Source organism: Arthrobacter sp. T572 (assembly GCF_056780115.1).
On sequence record NZ_JBRAZQ010000002.1, the window covers coordinates 2,844,861 to 2,862,513 of the forward strand.

Here is a 17,653-nt window from a genome sequence, read left to right on the forward strand (position 1 = left end):
CCCATGAGTACCGCAACCGCCGAGGCACTGCATGCTGCCCTGGCAACCGTCATCGACCCCGAACTCCGGCGTCCCATTACCGAACTCGGCATGGTGGATTCCGTAGAGGCTGATCCTGACGGCATGGTCCGCGTGACCGTCCTGCTGACCATTGCAGGCTGCCCGCTCCGCGACACTATCGTTGGCGATGCCACCCGGGCGCTCTCGGCCGTTGCCGGGGTGACAGGCGTGGAGGTGGACCTCCAGGTCATGACGCAGGATCAGCGCGAAGCCCTCAAGGAAAAACTCCGGGGGCCAGGAGGCCAGCGCGGCATCCCGTTCACACAGCCCGGGTCACTCACCAAGGTATACGCCGTAGCAAGCGGCAAAGGCGGCGTGGGCAAGTCGTCGGTGACTGTTAACCTGGCGTGTGCCTTGGCAGCGCAGGGACTGCGGGTGGGGATCGTGGATGCCGACGTCCACGGTTTTTCCGTTCCGGCCCTGATGGGAATCACCCAGAAGCCCACGCAGGTGGACGACATGATCCTGCCACCGGTTGCCTACGGCGTGAAAGTCATCTCGATCGGCATGTTCGTTGCCGGCAACCAGCCCGTTGCGTGGCGTGGCCCCATGCTGCACCGTGCCCTGGAGCAGTTCCTGACCGATGTCTACTTCGGAGACTTGGACGCCCTCTTCCTGGACCTTCCGCCCGGGACGGGAGACATCGCCATCTCTGTGGCGCAGCTTCTCCCCAACGCCGAAATCCTGGTGGTTACGACTCCCCAGGCGGCAGCGGCGGACGTCGCCGAACGGGCCGGAACCATCGCCACCCAAACAGGACAGAAGGTGGCCGGCGTCATCGAGAACATGTCTTTCCTGGAAATGCCCGACGGCGGCAGGATGGAAGTATTCGGAAGTGGCGGTGGTGCCACCCTGGCTGAGAGGTTGAGCGCCGCCGTGGGAACCGAAGTGCCCCTCCTGGGGCAGATCCCCCTGGATATCAGGCTCCGCGAGGGCGGCGATGCAGGAAAGCCGGTGGTCCTGGCCGCGAACGGCGAATCCTCACATGGAGCCGCTGCGGCTACTGCCTTGACCGCCATTGCCGGGAAGCTCGCCTCACGCCCACGGGGCTTGGCGGGCATGCCGTTGGGGATCCAGCCCAGGTAACGTCGCCGCCGGGCTGCCACACAGGAGGGGCGGGCCGCCCATGGGACTACCAGGTGTTGTTCTGCACAGCTCAGGTAGCCTCAGTGTCGAACGGTGCGGCTTCGCCTTCGGCCAGCCGTTCGATCATGCGGGCAGGAGCCTTGGGCTTGATGTCGGCCGTTGCTGCCGCGACTGTTGCGGCAGCCGCCGGGGCCCCCGCATTCACTGGAGCGGAATCGTCGTCCAGCAACGCATCCTTAATGATGCGGCGGGGATCATACTGCCGGGGATCGTACTTCTTCCAGTCGACTTCATCGATGTCGATGCCGACTTCTTCCTTGATCTGCTCGCGGGCGCCGGAGGCCATACGGCGGACCTCGCGCACCAGGTTGGCGAGCTTCTGGGTGTATTCGGGCAAACGGCTGGGACCGATCACGAGTACGCCGATGATCAGTAGGAGTATGAACTCCGGGCCGTTGATTCCAAGCACGCTACGAAGATTACCTTGTCTGTGGGAACCCTCATAAACCGGCAGTGCGCAGGAGTGTTTGAAGGCCCCGAAGCAACCGTCCGGGCCATTCTTCGCCGGTTTCAGCATCCGTCCGCGCGGTCATGGAGTCACCTGCACGGACAAGTTCCGGAACGGCGTCGTCCGCCAGGTCTGCCGGCAGGTCCGATGCGTAGCTGATAACCGCCGTCGACGTCCTGTAAACAGCCTCCCACGGCTGCCCTTGAGTTACCGTCAGCCGTGCTGATGACGTCCCTCCGGAGAAGGAAGGCTCCAGGTGTTCCTCGGTGACGGTGGCGTAATGGCCGTTGCTTTCAAGCCGCAGTTCAACAGCGGGATGGCCGTTGTGGAGCGTGGCCTCGGCACCGACCACCGTGAAACCGAGTGACTCGAGTTCAGGACAGGCCCACCCCTGGTCACGTAAGGCATCCAGTTGCCCTGCGGTCAGGGCCACGGAACTGCCCGGGCTGAACTCCTGGTGCGCCACGGGACCGCCTCCATCGCCCGTCACGGCGGCGCTCAGCGGGGAACTGCCGGAACCGGCGGCATAGGAGGCTGCGGGCGCGCCGTCGCCAGCCACCGCGTAGGCGGCAACGCCCAAGGCTCCCACACTGATCACCAGCGACGCCGCACCGATGCCCGCCGCCCGCAGCGTCCGTCCGGCACCGGAGCGGGGCGCGGGTGAAGCAGGGGTTGGCTCGCTCGCAAGCCGCTGGGTGTGCAGCAGAAGCCGGGCGGTGAGCTCATGGCTGGCCTCCGGGACTGCGGCACCACGCAGCCGTTCCAGGTACTCCCGCTCGCGCTTCAGGGCTGCGCGGCACTCCGTGCACCGTTCAAGGTGCGCCGGATTCCGCGAATGGCGCAGGGCAGCCAGATGGTGCCGGGCCAAAGGACCCGGACGCTCAGTGCGTCGAACCATCGACTGCCTAGAGGATGCCGGCGATGCGGGGCATCTTAAGCCGGGGTTTGCGGGCACCGGCCGCCCGGGGATCCCGGTGGGCGAGCTTTTCCCGCAACATGGTCCGGCCACGGTGGATGCGCGACCTTACGGTGCCGAGCTTGACTCCCAGCGCCTCGGCGACTTCGTCGTAGGACAAGCCTTCGAGGTCGCACAGTACGACGGCGGCACGGAAGTCCGGCGGCAATTCCTCCAGGGCGCGCTGGACGTCGAGATCCAGGTTGTTGTGCTCGAAGCTCTGCTCCGGTCCGGGCTCGCGCCCGGGCAGGCGGGACTCAGCATCCTCGGCGAGGGCATCGAAGCGGATGCGGCTCTTGCGGCGGGCCTGGTCGAGGAACAGGTTGGTGGTGATCCGGTGCAGCCAGCCATCGAGAGTGCCGGGCTTGAAGTTCTCCAGCGACCTGAAGACACGGACGAAGACCTCCTGGGTGAGGTCCTCGGCGTCGAACTTGTTGCCGGTCAGGCGGTAGGCAAGGCGGTAGACCTTGGCAGAGTGGTTGGACACCACTTCTTCCCAGCTGGGCATGACCCAGTCGCTTGCCGCCTCAAGGCTTGCTGATGTTTGGACAGGCGCAGCATGCGATGCCGGCATCGTCCACTCCCCTCACACTGTGGTTCACCGTACGTTATTCGGTGCCGGTCACCCCGCTGGATGGCCGGAGCATTATCATGTCAAGTTTGTCTGGGAGTTTCCTGACTAAAGGCGCATTTTCCGGACAACTTCCAGCGGAGGCATCGAGGCCTTCGGACACACTTCCGCTCCGCCCTCAACGCCCGAAGGAAAGCCTCCCACCCAGTAGTCTGGTAGTGACACCCCCATTACCCGCCGAAAGCGATCACTTCATGAGTGCCGACAAGTCAACCAGCTGGTCCTACGCAGAAGATCTGCCTGCCGAGGACGACGTCTTGTTGCGCGCCAGGGAACGGTCCTTCGAGCTGGGCGTCACCCCGGTCAGTCCGGGCGTGGGGGCTGTACTGACCGTCTTCGCCGCAGCATCCAAGGCCCAGACCGCGGTGGAAGTGGGTTCGGGCGCGGGAGTCTCCGGCGTCTGCCTCCTGCGTGGACTTGGTCCCCAGGCCGTGCTCACCACGATCGACGTGGACGTCGAACACCTCAAGGCCGCCCGGGAGGCCTTCCTGGAGTCGGGAAGCCCCGCCAACCGCACGCGGACCATCTCCGGACGCGCCGCGGATGTCCTTCCGCGGCTCACGGACTCCGCCTACGACCTCGTCTTCATTGACGCGGACAAACCCAATTTCCCCAACTATGTTGAGCAGGCGATCCGGCTGCTCAAGCGCGGCGGCACGCTGGTCATTAACGACGCCTTGGACAAGGACCGTGTTTCAAACCCGGCGGCGCGCGATTCAACCACTGTGGTCCTGCGCCAGGTGGGCAAATCGATCAGGGACGACGAGCGCCTTGCCTCGGCAATGCTGCCTACCGGCGATGGCCTTCTGGTGGCCGTGAAGAAATAGCTGCGAATTCGTTGCAGGCTTTGCTCCGGCATTCCGTAAAAACTGCCGGGGATTAAACAAAAGCAGGGCAACGGCTTCATGCCGTGCCCTGCCAGTGAATCTTCCATGCGCTCTATTCGGTCACGCCTACAAGGCATTCCTTGAGGTTCTCCGCCTCGGTGGCATTGAGCTCTACCACAAGCCGCCCTCCGCCTTCGAGCGGCACACGCATGATCAGGCTGCGGCCCTCCTTGGTCACTTCCATAGGGCCGTCGCCGGTACGTGGTTTCATAGCCGCCATTAGGAAAATCCCCTCCATTTGTCCCAAGTCACGCCCAACCCGGCCGGGCTGGATCAGCGTTAGCAATTGCAGCCGGCGGCAACGCTTTGGAGGCCGCCTTGGCCGGGCACTTTTACGTGCTTTTGTCCTTGCTCGTCTTCCATTATCCCGTACTTACCCATCCGTAGCGAATCAATGGATTAATGACGGGCACAGATTCACGGTGGATAGTCGCCGCCACCGGGCAAGGGAGCCCATGCCCACAGCCAGACCACCCAAACGATCTGGAGCAGGAAAAACATCACCACGACAGTGCCCCGGTAAGCCTTGGACTTCGACAGCAGCACCGCGGCCAGGGCCAGCGGGAACAACGGCAAAAGCATGCGGAACGTACTGGTCTGCGGGTGGAGAAAGGTGATCAGGTACCCCATGTAGCAGGCGCACCAAAGCCGCAACTCAGTTCCCAGGGCGCGGACCGGCCTGGACATCATCATGAGGACAAACAACCCGGCGAAGACGAAGGGAGCGAGCACGCCCAGGAACGGGCCGAACAGCATCCGCCCGGTATCGAACCAGGGCTTGAAGGGCACCAGGTCGTCCCCTCGCCACGCCGTCTCGGTCCGTGTATATGCCGTGGGGTCTCCGGTGACCGCCCAGGCGATGGCCGGCCATGCCAAGGCTCCCGTCCCTGCCACCAGCACCAGGACGGCAAGGCGGACGAGGTCGGGAGTCGACGTCGTGGTTCCGTCCCGGGACCCGCCGGGAGCGTTCGGACCGAAACGCTGCCACAGCCGCCATACCAGGAGCAGTCCCAGCATCGCGGCAAAGGGCACCCCCGTGGGCCGGGACAGACACATGAGGATCACCACCGGAATGGCGGCAAGGTAGTGCCGGCGCACCACGAGCAGCAGCGAGGACGCCAGGAGGAACAGGTTGAGGGACTCGGCGTAGGGCACCTGCAAAATGGGAGATACCGGGAAGGTGGACATGAAGACCACACCCCACAGCGCTGCCTTCCCGCTGCCGGCTTCGCGGAACAGCTTGTACACGACCAACGCTGCCGCAAGTCCGGCCACCATCGCGATCACAGTCAACGACGGGAGGGTTCCCCACCCTGTCATGGCACTGAGCCCGCGGCCAAGGAAGGGGAAGAGCGCATAGAAAGCCCACGCGTTTTCCTTGACTACTCCGTTTTGGTCAACGGGAAGCTCACTGGGGTAGCCGGACTCTGCTGCCTGCTGGTACCAGCGGCCATCCCAGATCGTGATGAAGCTCCAGTAGTCGGGAGCAGGCGGGAACCAGGGATTGGTGCCTTGGTGCACCGCAGCCGCCATGAAGATGCAGGCACTGACGAGCCGGGCGGCGATGAAGACCGCTGAAACCTGCAGCCACCACGGCCACTGTCCCATGCGTGCGGCCGCCCGCGACAACGCGCCGGTGATCAGGGGCACCGGGCCTTCGGTGGATGGCGCGGCAGGGACCGGCGCGGTCACGGTGCCAAGTGGCCGGCGTCGCTTTCCCCGGCCCGGGAGGATGGCTGTGAACCGGAGCGTGGGTGGGCGGAAAGACGTTGGATTTCGCGGTCCTTCGCTTCCAGCTGGTCCTTGAGCTCGTCGAGGACCTGGTCCACCTGGTCCATCCGGTAACCCCGCAGGCCCAAACCGAACCTCAAGGCATCGACGTCGGCTGCCGTCGCGTCAGCCGGCAGGAGGACGGGAGGCAAGTTGGGGACGGGCTCATCAAGGCCTGCGCCCATCCTGCCTCCGCGCACGAGTCCCGCACCCAGATACAGGGCAGCTCCAATGAGGACGACCGCGAGGAAAACGAGGAAAAAGCTCACAGCCACCATCGTGCCAGATAGCCGGCCCTATTCCGGCCGCTGCTCCCCGGTCGGGCTCGGAAGGGGCGCTCCATGCAGCACGCGGTGGACGGCGTCGGCGGGGTCGTCCACCAACTGGATGAGGTCGAGGTCTTTCTCGGAAACCATTCCCTCGGCCACCAGGGTGTCGCGGATCCATTCGATCATGGGTCCCCAGAAACGGACGCCCAACAGGACGATCGGGAACGACGTGACCTTGCGTGTCTGCACCAGGACCATGGCCTCGAACAGCTCGTCAAGGGTACCCAGCCCGCCGGGGAGGACCACGAAGCCCTGGGCGTACTTGACGAACATGGTCTTCCGGGCGAAGAAGTACCGGAAGTTGATGCCCAGGTCCACCCACGGGTTCAGGCCCTGTTCGAACGGCAACTCAATGCCAAGTCCCACGGACACGCCGTTGCCCTCCACGGCGCCCTTGTTGGCAGCCTCCATGGAGCCCGGCCCGCCACCGGTAATGACGGCGACACCGGCTTCTGCGAGCTTGCGTCCCACATCGACGGCCATGTCGTAGTACTCCGTACCGGGCCGCGTCCGGGCGGAACCGAACACGCTCACCGCAGGGCCCAGGTCCGCCAACGCACCAAAGCCCTCCACGAACTCGCTTTGGATCCGCAGGACGCGCCAGGGGTCGGTGTGGATGAATTGGCCGGCGCCCTTTGAATCGAGCAAATGCTGGTCCGACATTCCCGCATCCGCCTGTTTGCGCCGAAGCTCCAAGGGGCCTTTGTGCTTGGCCGGTGCAATGTCCGACGGAAGGGGCACAGTGCCGCCTGACCTTCCATTGGCATCCGGATGGGGAACTGGGTGCTGGCTGATGCTCATTGCCCAAGGCTAGCGTGCATGGGCGCGTACGCTGCCCCAGCGACCCGGTTCTTGCATTGCAGTTGCGGTACGGGTCCGGGAAGCAGGTTTCTGTTCAGTCACGATCTTGGAGAACTTGCCGTGACCGTGGTCATAATTGCATCTTTGTTCGCTAGATTCGTCGTATGACTACTCATGTGTCCGGCGATGCTCTCGTCTCCCTGAATGGCGTCAACAAACACTACGGTCAATTGCACGTCCTCAAAGACATCAACCTTCAGGTCAAGAAGGGCGAAGTCGTGGTGGTCATCGGACCCTCGGGTTCCGGCAAGTCCACCCTGTGCCGTGCGATCAACCGTCTTGAAACGATCGACGACGGCGAGATCGCGATCGATGGGAAGAAACTCCCCGAGGAAGGCAAGGAACTCGCGCACCTGCGCGCCGATGTCGGGATGGTCTTCCAGTCCTTCAACCTGTTCGCCCACAAGACGATCCTGGAGAACGTCACCCTGGGGCCGATCAAGGTCAAAGGCGTTGCCAAGGGAACTGCTGAACGCGAGGCCATGGCCCTCCTGGAACGCGTAGGCGTTGGCCACCAGGCTCCCAAGCTCCCCGCGCAGCTCTCGGGCGGACAGCAGCAGCGTGTTGCGATCGCCCGGGCGCTGGCCATGAAGCCCAAGGTCATGCTGTTCGATGAGCCGACCTCGGCACTGGACCCGGAAATGATCAATGAGGTCCTGGACGTCATGATCCAACTGGCCAAGGAAGGCATGACCATGATCGTGGTCACCCACGAGATGGGTTTTGCCCGCAAGGCAGCCGACCGCGTGGTGTTCATGGCCGACGGCCAGATCGTCGAAGATGCCGCTCCCGAGGAGTTCTTCACGAACCCCCGGAGCAACCGTGCCAAGGACTTCCTGTCCAAGCTTCTGACCCACTAGTCCTCCCAGGCCCACATCCAGGCCCCCAGGCCGGCACCCAGGCCGCAAGGACCGCACCCAGGCCGTAAAGCGGCCCATCAATGAAAGGAATGTCATGAAGGCTTTTATCACCCGGAGGAAGTCTCTCCTGGTTGCCGCAACCGCAGCCCTCGCTCTCTCCCTGAGCGCCTGCGGTGGCGGAGGCAGCTCAACCACTCCCCCTGTTGCGACGCCGACGTTCGAAGCCGGCACCACCATGGAAAAGCTGAGCAAGGCCCAGAAGATCACCATCGGCACCAAGTTCGACCAGCCGCTCTTCGGCCAGAAGGGCCTGGACGGCAAGCCGGTCGGTTTCGACGTTGAAATCGGCAAGGCCATCGCCGCCAAGCTGGGTATCCCGGCGGACAAGATCGAGTGGGTTGAGACGGTCTCACAGAACCGCGAACCGTTCATCGAGCAGAGCCGCGTGGACATCGTGATCGCTACGTACACCATCAACGACGCCCGCAAGGAAAAAGTCTCCTTCGCAGGACCGTACTACGAAGCCGGCCAGGCATTGCTGGTGAACAAGGACGACAACTCCATCACCAAGCCCGAGGACGTCCAGGGCAAGAAGGTCTGCTCCGTCACCGGCTCCACCCCGGCCAAGACGATTGTTGAGAAGTACGGCGCCGAGCTTGTTCCCGCCGCCAACTACACCGCTTGCCTGGAACCGCTGCGCAACAAGCAGGTTGTTGCCGTGACCACTGACAACGTGATCCTCGCCGGTTACGTGGACAAGGAACCGGACGCCTTCAAGCTCGCTTCGGACGAAACCTTCACCAAGGAGCCCTACGGCATCGGTCTCAAGAAGGACGACACCGTCTTCCGTAACTGGATCAACGACCAGCTGGAAGCTTTCGCCAAGGACGACACCTACAAGAAGGCCTGGGAAGCTACTGCTGGAAAGGTCATCAAGACCGCTCCCGAGCTCCCCACCATCGACCGTTACTAGTCGCCAATCCTGTTGCTGCCGCCGTCCGGGAAGACCGGTCGGCGGCAGTTTCCGGACCCAGGACCCTGTTCCTTGATTAGCTGCAGCCGAAGGAAGCCATGGACGCCGTCATTGAAAGCCTCCCCCAATATTGGGACGGATTTCTCCGTACCCTGTACCTCTCCCTGATTTCGGGGCTCATTGCCCTGATCCTCGGGACCCTCCTGGCGGCCATGCGGGTGTCTCCCGTCGCTGCCCTCCGCGGCTTCAGCATGTTTTATGTGGAAGTCGCCCGAAACACGCCCCTCACCATCATCTTCTTCTTCTCCGCCGTGGTCCTTCCCCGGCTTGGCGTGAAGTTTGACCAATTTGAAGTCGCCGCGATCATCGCCCTGAGCAGCTACACCGCTGCGTTTGTCGCCGAGGCAGTCCGCTCCGGCGTCAACAGCGTCCCGGTTGGCCAGGCAGAAGCCGCACGAAGCATCGGCATGACCTTCACCCAGGTGCTGGGCTTCATTGTTCTTCCCCAGGCACTCCGGACGGTTGTACCGCCGCTGATCAACATCGTGATCGCCCTGGTCAAGAACTCGTCCGTTGCAGGCGCATTCTTCGTGCTGGAACTCTTCGGCTACGGCCGGCAGCTGTCCAACGACTACGGAGACAAAGTGCTCTGGGTCCTGCTGGGCGTTGCGTTCTTCTACCTGCTGATCACGGTGCCCTTGGGCCTGCTGGCGCACTTTGTCGAACGAAAGGTGGCGATTGCCCGATGACTTCGGTCCTGTACGACGTCCCCGGGCCCAAGGCCCGCCTGTACTCGCTCCTCGGTTCCGTCGCCGGCATCATCATCATCGTGGCCGTCCTGGCCATTGCGGTGCTGACGCTGGCCCAGCAGGGCATCTTCGACGCCGACCGCTGGGAGATCTTCTACGGTTCCATGGCACCGGACGTGTGGAGCCTGATCGGGCAGGGAATTCTGTCCACGCTGGCTGCAGCAGCGGTTGCCGCGATCATCGCCTTCCCGCTCGGTATCGCCCTCTGCCTCCTCCGGATTTCCCTCATCGCATGGATCCGGGTGCCTACGCAGGTGGTCCTTGAGTTCCTCCGCGGCATGCCCGTGGTCCTCATGATGCTGTTCGTGCTGCTGGTTTTCGCCACCGGGCAGTTCACCGCCGTGGTGGCCGGCCTGGTGCTCTACAACGCCGCCATCTTCGCCGAGATCCTCCGGGCAGGCATCCAGTCCCTGCCCAAGGGCCAGCGCGAAGCCGGTCTCGCGATCGGCCTGCGGAGCTTCCAGTCACGCATGATCATCGAGTTCCCGCAGGCTGTCCGCCGAATGCTCCCATCCCTGGTGGCACAGCTGGTGGTGCTGCTCAAGGACACGTCGCTCGGCTACATCGTGGGCTACGAGGAACTCCTGCGGAAGATCCAGATCATGGCCGACTTCCTGGGCCCGGATTTCCTCTTCCCGGCATTCTTCGTCGGTGCCGCGATCTACATCCTGATCAACCTGTCCGTTTCCCGGATTGCCATCTGGATCGAACGCCGCGGCTCGAAGAAGGCCGCCGGCGGTGTGGCGTCCGCCGTCAAAACGGTTGATCTCGACGTGAACGCTCCAGCCGGGGCCGACAACAAGAACATCCAGAATCCTGACAAGAAGTAGTCAGCACCAACAAACCCACAAAAGAAGGTCCGCAGCCAGCCGGCTGCGGACCTTCTTGGTGTTCGGGGAGGGCCCTACCGCCCCAGCCACGTCCGGAGTGCACGAAGGCACTCACGGATGGCATCGGCGTCGACGTGTTCATTGTCCTTGTGCGCCAGCAGAGGATCGCCGGGTCCGAAGTTCACCGCCGGGATGCCCAGTTCGCTGAAGCGCGCGACGTCGGTCCAACCGTATTTGGGCTTGGGCTCGGCACCCACGGCGGCTACGAAGGACGCGGCAGCAGGGTGGTTCAGTCCCGGACGCGCGCCGGCTGCTGCGTCGGTGCGCACTACGTCGAAACCCTCAAGAAGACCGCGGACATGTGCCTCTGCCTGGTCGGGTGTCTTGTCCGGGGCGAACCGGTAGTTGATCTCCACCACGCACCGGTCCGGTATGACGTTGCCCGCTGTTCCGCCCTTGATCTTCACGGCGTTGAGGCTCTCGCGGTAGTCCAGGCCGTCCACGTTTACTGTCTGTGGCTCATAGGCAGCCAGCCGGGCAAGGATCGGCGCCGCGGCATGGATCGCGTTGACACCCATCCATGCCCGGGCTGAGTGGGCGGTTTCCCCGATGGTGGTGGCCTCGAACCGGCTGGTGCCGTTGCAGCCACCTTCCACTGTGCCGTGGGTGGGTTCGAGGAGGATGGCGAAGTCGCCGTCCAGGAGTTCCCTGTGGTTGCGGACCAGACGGCCCAGCCCGCTTTTCACCGCTTCCACTTCCTCGTGGTCGTAGAAGACGAAGGTGACGTCCTTGTCCGGCGGGGTTCCGCCGTCGAACAGTGTTGCCGCCAGTGCCAGCTGCACGGCGACGCCGCCCTTCATGTCCGTGGTCCCGCGCCCGTAGAGGACGCCCTCACCGGGAACGCCCGATTCCCAGGTTGCCGGCACAGTCCCGAGCGACCCTTCAACGGTGGGCAAGGGCACGGTATCCAGGTGGCCGGCCAGGATGACACGCTCCGGCAGGCCAAGCTCCGTCCGTGCGATGATCGCGTCGCCATCGCGGACCACCGTGTACTGGGGCACGGCCCGCAGTGCCGCTTCGACGGCGTCGGCGAGCACGGTCTCGTTGCCGGACACAGAGTTGATGTCAATGAGCGCGGCAGTCAGCTGCGCGACGTCCTGGCGCAGGTCAAGGAGCAGGGGTGCTGGATTCAGGGTCACCCCTCCACCTTAACTGCCGCGGCGCCCGGACGTCCGCCGGGAATGCGACCTCCACGTTATGGAACGGGTTTCAGCCGGGCAGCAGGCGCTGGATACACTGGGCGCATGACTGAAACTGCTTCCTCTGCTGTGCCCGCAAACGCCACCGTAAACGACCGAACGGCCTACGGATTCGGCCTCGCCACCATCGCCACCTCCGCCTCCGGGGAAGCAACCGTACTTGACGTCTGGTATCCCGCACCGTCGCTGGGTGCCGCCGCCGGGTCCCTCCGCGACGTTGAGAACGCCGACCCCGCGCTGACGGCCCTCGCCGAAGAAGGCAAGGATGCGGACCGCGGAACCGAGCAGAAGGTAGTCTTCGCCCAGATCGACCTCGACGCTGCCCCGGCGGACACCGCCGACGCCTACCTGCGCCTGCACCTCCTGTCCCACCGGCTGGTCACGCCGAACAGCATCAACCTGGACGGCATCTTCGGCAAGCTCCCCAACGTCGTGTGGACCAACTTCGGCCCCGCCGCGGTGGAGGGCTTCGAACTCACCCGTGCACGCCTGCGCAAGCGCGGCAACGTGGTGGTGTACGGAGTGGACAAGTTCCCCCGCATGGTGGACTACGTGGTCCCCACCGGCGTGCGGATTGCCGACGCCGACCGCGTCCGCCTGGGTGCCCACCTCGCCGAGGGCACCACGGTCATGCACGAAGGCTTCGTCAACTTCAACGCCGGCACCCTCGGCACCTCCATGGTGGAAGGCCGCATCTCTGCCGGCGTCGTGGCAGGCGATGGCACCGACGTTGGTGGCGGTGCTTCGATCATGGGCACTCTGTCCGGCGGCGGCAAGGAAAAGATCTCCCTGGGACGGCGGGTGCTGCTCGGCGCCAACTCCGGCGTTGGCATCAGCATCGGCGATGACTCCGTGGTTGAGGCCGGCCTGTACGTGACGGCAGGAACCCGTGTCCGCGTTCCCGGCCCCAAGGACGAGAACGGCGAAGACACCACCAGGATCGTCAAGGCGGTTGAACTCTCCGGTGTGCCGAACCTCCTGTTCCGCCGCAACTCCACTACCGGTGGCGTGGAAGTGCTGCCCCGCCAGGGCCAGACCGTTGAACTCAACGAGGCCCTGCACGCCAACTAGCTGGAGAAAACCCATGCGCCGGTTCCGTCGCGCGGTAGTCGCGGTACTGGCCTTGGCCCTCGTGGCCGGCGCCATCTATGCGGTGGTTGCCGTACTGCAGCGCTCCGAGACCCTGGTCCCGGAGCGCTGCGTCGCTGTTGCCGGCGCCGGCAGCCATGAACTCGCCACGGACCAGGCCGCCAACGCTTCCCTGATCTCAGCCATCTCCGTGCGTCGGGGAATGCCGCCCCGGGCAGCCAGCATCGCCCTGGCCACCGCCATGCAGGAGTCACGCCTGCGGAACATCAACTACGGGGACCAGGCCGGACCCGATTCCCGTGGGCTCTTTCAGCAACGGCCCTCGCAGGGCTGGGGCACCGAAGCCCAGGTCATGGACCCCGTCTACGCAAGCAACGCTTTCTACGACGGCCTGATCAAAGTGCGGGGCTACGAAACCATGGAGATCACCCAGGCTGCACAGGCCGTCCAACGGTCTGCCTTTCCCCGCGCCTATGCACAGCACGAGGACATGGGCCGGGCGTTCGCTTCCGCCCTCACCGGACACTCTGAGGCTTCCCTGACGTGCGAACTGCGCATGCCGGACGCTGCAGGTGACCCTGCCGCCGTCGTTGATGAGCTGACGACGGCGTTCGGCACCCAGGCTCCCACCGTCCAGGGCCGCTCGGTGCGGCTGGAACTCAGCGGCACGCAGGCCTGGGCCATAGGCCACTGGGCCGTGGCCAATGCCAAGGCCCTTGCCATCACCCAAGTGGACGTGGCGGGCCAAACGTGGAACCGGGAGAAGCGCAACGGATGGGCCGGGTCGGCAGCACCGGCCGACGCGGTCACCATCACGGTGGCCGCCCCCGCCACGTGAGCAGCGGGAATCAGGCGAGGAGTTCCACCACGGGCTGGACGTAGCTCCGGAACACGTCCGGCTGGGACAGCAGCCGGTGGCTCATGATCATCGTATTGGGCTCCAGGTACCAGGCCCGGGGTTCGTTGAGGGGCAATTCGATAATGGTGAGATCGAAATCCCTGGAGCCCCGTCCGACTTCCAGCAGCCGGTCCTCCACCATCTCGTTGAGGACGCTGGTCAGCCCGTTGGCTTCACGCGCGGCTTCCAGGTCGGCATATTCGTCAATCCTGTCCGTAGCCCATCCCAAGGCAGCACCGAAGTGGGCCTGCAACACCCGCTGAAGGGCCGGGGAGTTCCCGAAGGCCTTGAAACTCGGTGGCGACAAATCGATCGCGGGGTCCGGATAGGACTTCACCAGCTTTTCCCACCAGGCCTCCCACTCGGTTTTCAAGGCACTGAGTCCCCCGACATCGGAGGTCAGGTGGCTGTGGTCCGCATGCCGCACCTTGGGCGACGCATGGGACAGTTGGGGTTTTCCGGCTCCGTCGAGTCCTGCAACATCACGCAGATACAGCGCAATGAGCATCGGCCCGGAGGTGTCCATGGTGATGCGCCACCCTGGGCCGCCTGACTTATGCATCCGAAGTCCTCCCCTGGCAGGTTCCCGACATCTCCCAGTCTATTCCGGAAGCGTCGCGACGTTAACGGCGCAGGGCACTCTTCGGGCGTCAGGCCGGAAGGGCCTGGAAGGCTTTGAGATGGGCCGTCAGGACGTCGCTGCACATCTGCGCCGTCATCCATTCAGGGTGAAGCAACGCATGCATGCACAGTCCGTCCAGGGTCGCCAGGAGCCGTTCAGCTTCAGTCACCAGGACCTGCTGGTCGGTCGCCTGACCGGGACTCAACTCCACCACCAGTCGTCCGACCAAGGCCGCAACGGTCCTGTGGCTCCGTTCGGACTCCTCCGACAGCACCGGCTTGATGCGGGCAGCGTTCCGGAACGCCATCCACACACAGGCATCAACCGCGAGTTCCTCGTCCAACGGAAGAAGCTGCCCCAGCATGTTCAGGACGGCCGCGTCATGGTCAGGGCTCCCGGGCCGCTGGTGCACCACTGCCTGCAGTGCCTCCTCGAGGCGTGCGGCGATCCGGTCGATGACCGCTGCGAAGGAAAAGACCAGAAGCTCGTCGCTGCTGGAGAAGTAGTGCCGCACCGAGCCCACGGCCAGGCCGGCTTCGTCGGCCACTTCCCGGAGGGATGCCCGCTCCAGGCCGTCGCTGGCAATGATGCGAAACACGGCGTGGACAACTTCCTGGCGCCGGGCTTCGGCATCAACAATTTTGGGCACCAGTATTTTCTAGCACGAACGTGCTTCAATGCCGCTCACACTGAGCGGCGAGCCCCCACTTTCGGATAGCGTAGAGACCATGAAAATTCTCGTCACGGGTGGCACCGGCTATATCGGCTCGCACACCGTACTGTCCCTCCAGGAAGCCGGCCACGACGTTGTCGTCCTCGACAACCTCGCGAACTCGAGCGAGGAATCCCTGCGCAGGGTCTCCGAACTCACCGGCCGGACCGCGGCGTTCCACAATGTGGACCTGGTGGACGAGCCCGCCGTCGAGGCAGTGTTCGACCAGCACCAGATCAACGCCGTCATCCACTTTGCAGGGCTCAAGGCCGTGGGCGAATCGGTCCAGAAGCCGCTGGCGTACTACTACAACAACATCGTGGGTACCCTGAACCTGCTCCGGGCCATGGACAAGCACGACGTCCGCTCCATCGTCTTCAGTTCCTCCGCCACCGTGTACGGCGAGCACAACCCGATCCCCTACATCGAGAAGATGGAGATCGGTGCCAACAACCCGTATGGCCGCACCAAGGAACAGATCGAGGACATCCTCTCCGACCTTGGCAACGCCGACGACCGCTGGCATATAGCACTCCTGCGCTACTTCAACCCGGTGGGCGCACACCCATCGGGCCGCATCGGCGAGGATCCCCAGGGCATCCCGAACAACCTGGTTCCGTTCATCGCCCAGGTGGCTGTTGGCCGCCGCGAGAAGCTCATGGTATTCGGCGGCGATTATGACACCCCTGACGGCACGGCGCAGCGCGATTACATCCACGTGGTGGACCTTGCCGAAGGCCACGTCGCGGCCTTGAACTTCATCGCCACCCGCCCCGGTGTCCGGCGCTGGAACCTCGGCTCCGGCAAGGGTTCGTCCGTGCTGGAAGTCCTGCGGTCCTTCGAAAAGGCCGTGGGCCAGCCCATCCCCTACGAGATCACCGGCCGCCGCGCGGGAGACCTTCCGGCTTTCTGGGCTGACGCCTCGTCCGCCCTGGCCGACCTCGGCTGGTCCACCACCAAGACCGTGGACCAGATGTGCGAGGACCACTGGCGCTGGCAAAAGAACAACCCCTATGGCTACAACGCAGCCCAACCAGCTGCCGTGAACAACGCCTAGGCGAGCACGCCCAGGCGATTAACGACGGCGGCCGCCCACCTCGCGCGAGGTGGGCGGCCGCCGTCGTTATTGACGCTGTTACCGCATCAGTTGGCCGGGTAGTTGCGCTCCGGCTCCCCCGTGTAGAGCTGCCGCGGACGGCCGATCTTGGTCTGGGGGTCGTTGATCATTTCGCGCCACTGGGCAATCCAGCCCGGGAGGCGGCCAATGGCGAAGAGCACAGTGAACATCTTCTCCGGGAAGCCCATGGCCTTGTAGATCAGGCCGGTGTAGAAGTCGACGTTCGGGTACAGCTTGCGCTGGATGAAGTAGTCGTCCGCCAACGCCTTCTCTTCGAGGCGCATGGCGATGTCCAGCAGTTCGTCATTGCCGCCGAGCTTGCCAAGGACCTCGTGGGCAGTAGCCTTGATGATCTTGGCGCGGGGGTCGTAGTTCTTGTAGACGCGGTGTCCGAAGCCCATGAGGCGGACGCCGTCTTCCTTGTTCTTGACCTTTTCCATGTAGTCCTCGGGCTTGATGCCGTCGGCCTGGATCTGGCGGAGCATCTTCAGCACGGCCTCGTTGGCGCCACCGTGTGCGGGGCCAAAAAGCGCGTTGATGCCGGCGGACACCGAGGCGAACAGGTTCGCGTTGGACGAACCCACCAGGCGCACAGTGGACGTGGAACAGTTCTGCTCGTGGTCTGCGTGCAGGATGAGCAGCAGGTCGAGTGCCTTGACCACTACCGGGTCAAGCTCGTATTGCTCTGCCGGGAGGCCGAAGCTCAGGCGCAGGAAGTTCTCCACCAGGTTCATGGAGTTGTCCGGGTACAGCATGGGCTGTCCGATGGACTTCTTGTGTGCGTAGGCCGCAATGACCGGCAGCTTGGCCATGAGGCGGATGGTGGAAACTTCAACGTGCTCGGCGTTGAACGGATCCAGCGAGTCCTGGTAGAACGTGGACAGCGCCGAGACAGCCGAGGACAGCACCGGCATCGGGTGCGCGTCCCGCGGGAAGCCGCCGAAGAAGCCCTTCAGTTCCTCGTGGAGCAGGGTGTGCCGGCGGATGCGCTGGTCGAACTCTTCAAGTTCCGTAGGGGTGGGCAGGTTGCCGTAGATCAGCAGGTAGGAAACTTCGAGGAAGCTCGAATGCTGGGCGAGCTGCTCGATCGGGTAACCGCGGTAGCGCAGGATGCCTGCGTCGCCGTCGATGTAGGTGATGGCCGAGGTGGTGGCCGCGGTGTTCATGAAGCCGGGGTCATAGGCAACGGCGCCCGTCTGCTTCAGCAGCTTGGAAACGTCGTAGCCTTCGTTTCCTTCTACAACCTTGATGCGCGGCAGTTCGAGTTCGCCGCCGGCATGGCGCAGTGTCGCGCTGGTGGTCTCAGTCATGGAGTCCCCTTCATGAGGCCTCTGGGCCTCTATAGAACTTGTCCAACCAAACTTCTGGTGACGCCGCATTCGGCCCCGCTGTTGCAG

Annotated in this window: 20 protein-coding genes; 9 read left to right on the forward strand and 11 right to left on the reverse strand. The window is 64.1% G+C overall.

The window, feature by feature from the left end; genetic code table 11:
- Positions 1–3: 3 nt before the first annotated feature.
- Positions 4–1,146, forward strand: coding sequence for an Mrp/NBP35 family ATP-binding protein (locus tag ACUYMZ_RS14320; protein WP_481604011.1), 1,143 nt, complete (start codon positions 4–6; stop codon positions 1,144–1,146).
- Between the two features lie 70 nt (positions 1,147–1,216).
- Here ACUYMZ_RS14320 and ACUYMZ_RS14325 read toward each other — a convergent pair whose 3' ends face one another.
- The 3 genes from ACUYMZ_RS14325 to sigE are packed head-to-tail and all read right to left on the reverse strand — an operon-like array spanning position 1,217 to position 3,183.
- The gene (locus ACUYMZ_RS14325) at positions 1,217–1,615 is read right to left on the reverse strand and encodes a twin-arginine translocase TatA/TatE family subunit (protein WP_481604012.1); all 399 of its coding nucleotides are present in this window, start codon (positions 1,613–1,615) and stop codon (positions 1,217–1,219) included.
- Positions 1,616–1,646: 31 nt separating this feature from the next.
- Positions 1,647–2,552: a hypothetical protein gene (locus ACUYMZ_RS14330; RefSeq protein ID WP_481604014.1), complete on the reverse strand. Its 906-nt coding sequence runs from the start codon at positions 2,550–2,552 to the stop codon at positions 1,647–1,649.
- Positions 2,553–2,559: 7 nt separating this feature from the next.
- The gene (gene sigE / locus ACUYMZ_RS14335) at positions 2,560–3,183 is read right to left on the reverse strand and encodes an RNA polymerase sigma factor SigE (RefSeq protein WP_426003440.1); all 624 of its coding nucleotides are present in this window, start codon (positions 3,181–3,183) and stop codon (positions 2,560–2,562) included.
- A 251-nt stretch (positions 3,184–3,434) separates the two neighbouring features.
- Between sigE and ACUYMZ_RS14340 the strand changes: the two genes are divergently transcribed.
- Positions 3,435–4,067 carry an O-methyltransferase gene (locus tag ACUYMZ_RS14340; protein ID WP_481604016.1) on the forward strand — a complete coding sequence of 211 codons (633 nt, stop codon included), beginning with the start codon at positions 3,435–3,437 and terminating at the stop codon, positions 4,065–4,067.
- A gap of 112 nt (positions 4,068–4,179) precedes the next feature.
- Here ACUYMZ_RS14340 and ACUYMZ_RS14345 read toward each other — a convergent pair whose 3' ends face one another.
- From ACUYMZ_RS14345 to ACUYMZ_RS14360, 4 genes are all read right to left on the reverse strand, one after another.
- Entirely contained in the window at positions 4,180–4,347 is a 168-nt protein-coding gene (locus ACUYMZ_RS14345) for a DUF3117 domain-containing protein (protein WP_364159638.1), read from the reverse strand.
- A 197-nt stretch (positions 4,348–4,544) separates the two neighbouring features.
- The gene (locus ACUYMZ_RS14350; RefSeq protein WP_481605898.1) at positions 4,545–5,735 is read right to left on the reverse strand and encodes a hypothetical protein; all 1,191 of its coding nucleotides are present in this window, start codon (positions 5,733–5,735) and stop codon (positions 4,545–4,547) included.
- 80 nt (positions 5,736–5,815) lie between these two features.
- Entirely contained in the window at positions 5,816–6,175 is a 360-nt protein-coding gene (locus ACUYMZ_RS14355; protein WP_426003443.1) for a DivIVA domain-containing protein, read from the reverse strand.
- An 18-nt stretch (positions 6,176–6,193) separates the two neighbouring features.
- Positions 6,194–7,027: an LOG family protein gene (locus tag ACUYMZ_RS14360; protein ID WP_426003444.1), complete on the reverse strand. Its 834-nt coding sequence runs from the start codon at positions 7,025–7,027 to the stop codon at positions 6,194–6,196.
- Positions 7,028–7,191: 164 nt separating this feature from the next.
- Here ACUYMZ_RS14360 and ACUYMZ_RS14365 point away from each other — a divergent pair, with 164 nt between their 5' ends.
- The 4 genes from ACUYMZ_RS14365 (at position 7,192) to ACUYMZ_RS14380 (ending at position 10,559) form a co-directional block, all read left to right on the forward strand.
- Positions 7,192–7,947: an amino acid ABC transporter ATP-binding protein gene (locus tag ACUYMZ_RS14365; protein WP_426003446.1), complete on the forward strand. Its 756-nt coding sequence runs from the start codon at positions 7,192–7,194 to the stop codon at positions 7,945–7,947.
- 94 nt (positions 7,948–8,041) lie between these two features.
- On the forward strand, positions 8,042–8,920 hold the full coding sequence (locus ACUYMZ_RS14370; protein ID WP_426003448.1) for a glutamate ABC transporter substrate-binding protein: 879 nt from the start codon (positions 8,042–8,044) through the stop codon (positions 8,918–8,920).
- 98 nt (positions 8,921–9,018) lie between these two features.
- Positions 9,019–9,669: an amino acid ABC transporter permease gene (locus ACUYMZ_RS14375; RefSeq protein WP_426003449.1), complete on the forward strand. Its 651-nt coding sequence runs from the start codon at positions 9,019–9,021 to the stop codon at positions 9,667–9,669.
- Entirely contained in the window at positions 9,666–10,559 is an 894-nt protein-coding gene (locus ACUYMZ_RS14380) for an amino acid ABC transporter permease (RefSeq protein ID WP_426003450.1), read from the forward strand. The genes ACUYMZ_RS14375 and ACUYMZ_RS14380 overlap by 4 nt, the downstream gene beginning before the upstream one ends.
- Positions 10,560–10,633: 74 nt before the next feature.
- Here ACUYMZ_RS14380 and dapE read toward each other — a convergent pair whose 3' ends face one another.
- Positions 10,634–11,758 (reverse strand): succinyl-diaminopimelate desuccinylase, encoded by a 1,125-nt coding sequence (gene dapE / locus ACUYMZ_RS14385; protein ID WP_481604020.1) that lies wholly within the window; start codon positions 11,756–11,758, stop codon positions 10,634–10,636.
- Positions 11,759–11,863: 105 nt separating this feature from the next.
- Here dapE and dapD point away from each other — a divergent pair, with 105 nt between their 5' ends.
- On the forward strand, positions 11,864–12,889 hold the full coding sequence (dapD, locus tag ACUYMZ_RS14390; RefSeq protein WP_426003454.1) for a 2,3,4,5-tetrahydropyridine-2,6-dicarboxylate N-succinyltransferase: 1,026 nt from the start codon (positions 11,864–11,866) through the stop codon (positions 12,887–12,889).
- A gap of 13 nt (positions 12,890–12,902) precedes the next feature.
- Positions 12,903–13,745, forward strand: coding sequence for a hypothetical protein (locus tag ACUYMZ_RS14395; protein WP_481604022.1), 843 nt, complete (start codon positions 12,903–12,905; stop codon positions 13,743–13,745).
- 10 nt (positions 13,746–13,755) lie between these two features.
- On the opposite strand, the gene ACUYMZ_RS14400 is transcribed toward ACUYMZ_RS14395, so the two are convergent.
- Both ACUYMZ_RS14400 and ACUYMZ_RS14405 read right to left on the reverse strand, forming a co-directional pair.
- A complete protein-coding gene (locus ACUYMZ_RS14400) occupies positions 13,756–14,367 on the reverse strand; it encodes a hypothetical protein (RefSeq protein ID WP_481604025.1) in 612 nt (203 codons plus the stop codon).
- 88 nt (positions 14,368–14,455) lie between these two features.
- Positions 14,456–15,076, reverse strand: coding sequence for a TetR/AcrR family transcriptional regulator (locus ACUYMZ_RS14405; protein ID WP_481604027.1), 621 nt, complete (start codon positions 15,074–15,076; stop codon positions 14,456–14,458).
- A 79-nt stretch (positions 15,077–15,155) separates the two neighbouring features.
- On the opposite strand from ACUYMZ_RS14405, the gene galE reads away from it, so the two are divergent.
- Positions 15,156–16,196, forward strand: a complete 1,041-nt coding sequence (galE, locus tag ACUYMZ_RS14410; protein ID WP_481604029.1) for a UDP-glucose 4-epimerase GalE — start codon at positions 15,156–15,158, stop codon at positions 16,194–16,196.
- An 86-nt stretch (positions 16,197–16,282) separates the two neighbouring features.
- On the opposite strand, the gene ACUYMZ_RS14415 is transcribed toward galE, so the two are convergent.
- Positions 16,283–17,566 carry a citrate synthase gene (locus tag ACUYMZ_RS14415; RefSeq protein ID WP_387434892.1) on the reverse strand — a complete coding sequence of 428 codons (1,284 nt, stop codon included), beginning with the start codon at positions 17,564–17,566 and terminating at the stop codon, positions 16,283–16,285.
- Positions 17,567–17,653: the final 87 nt, after the last annotated feature.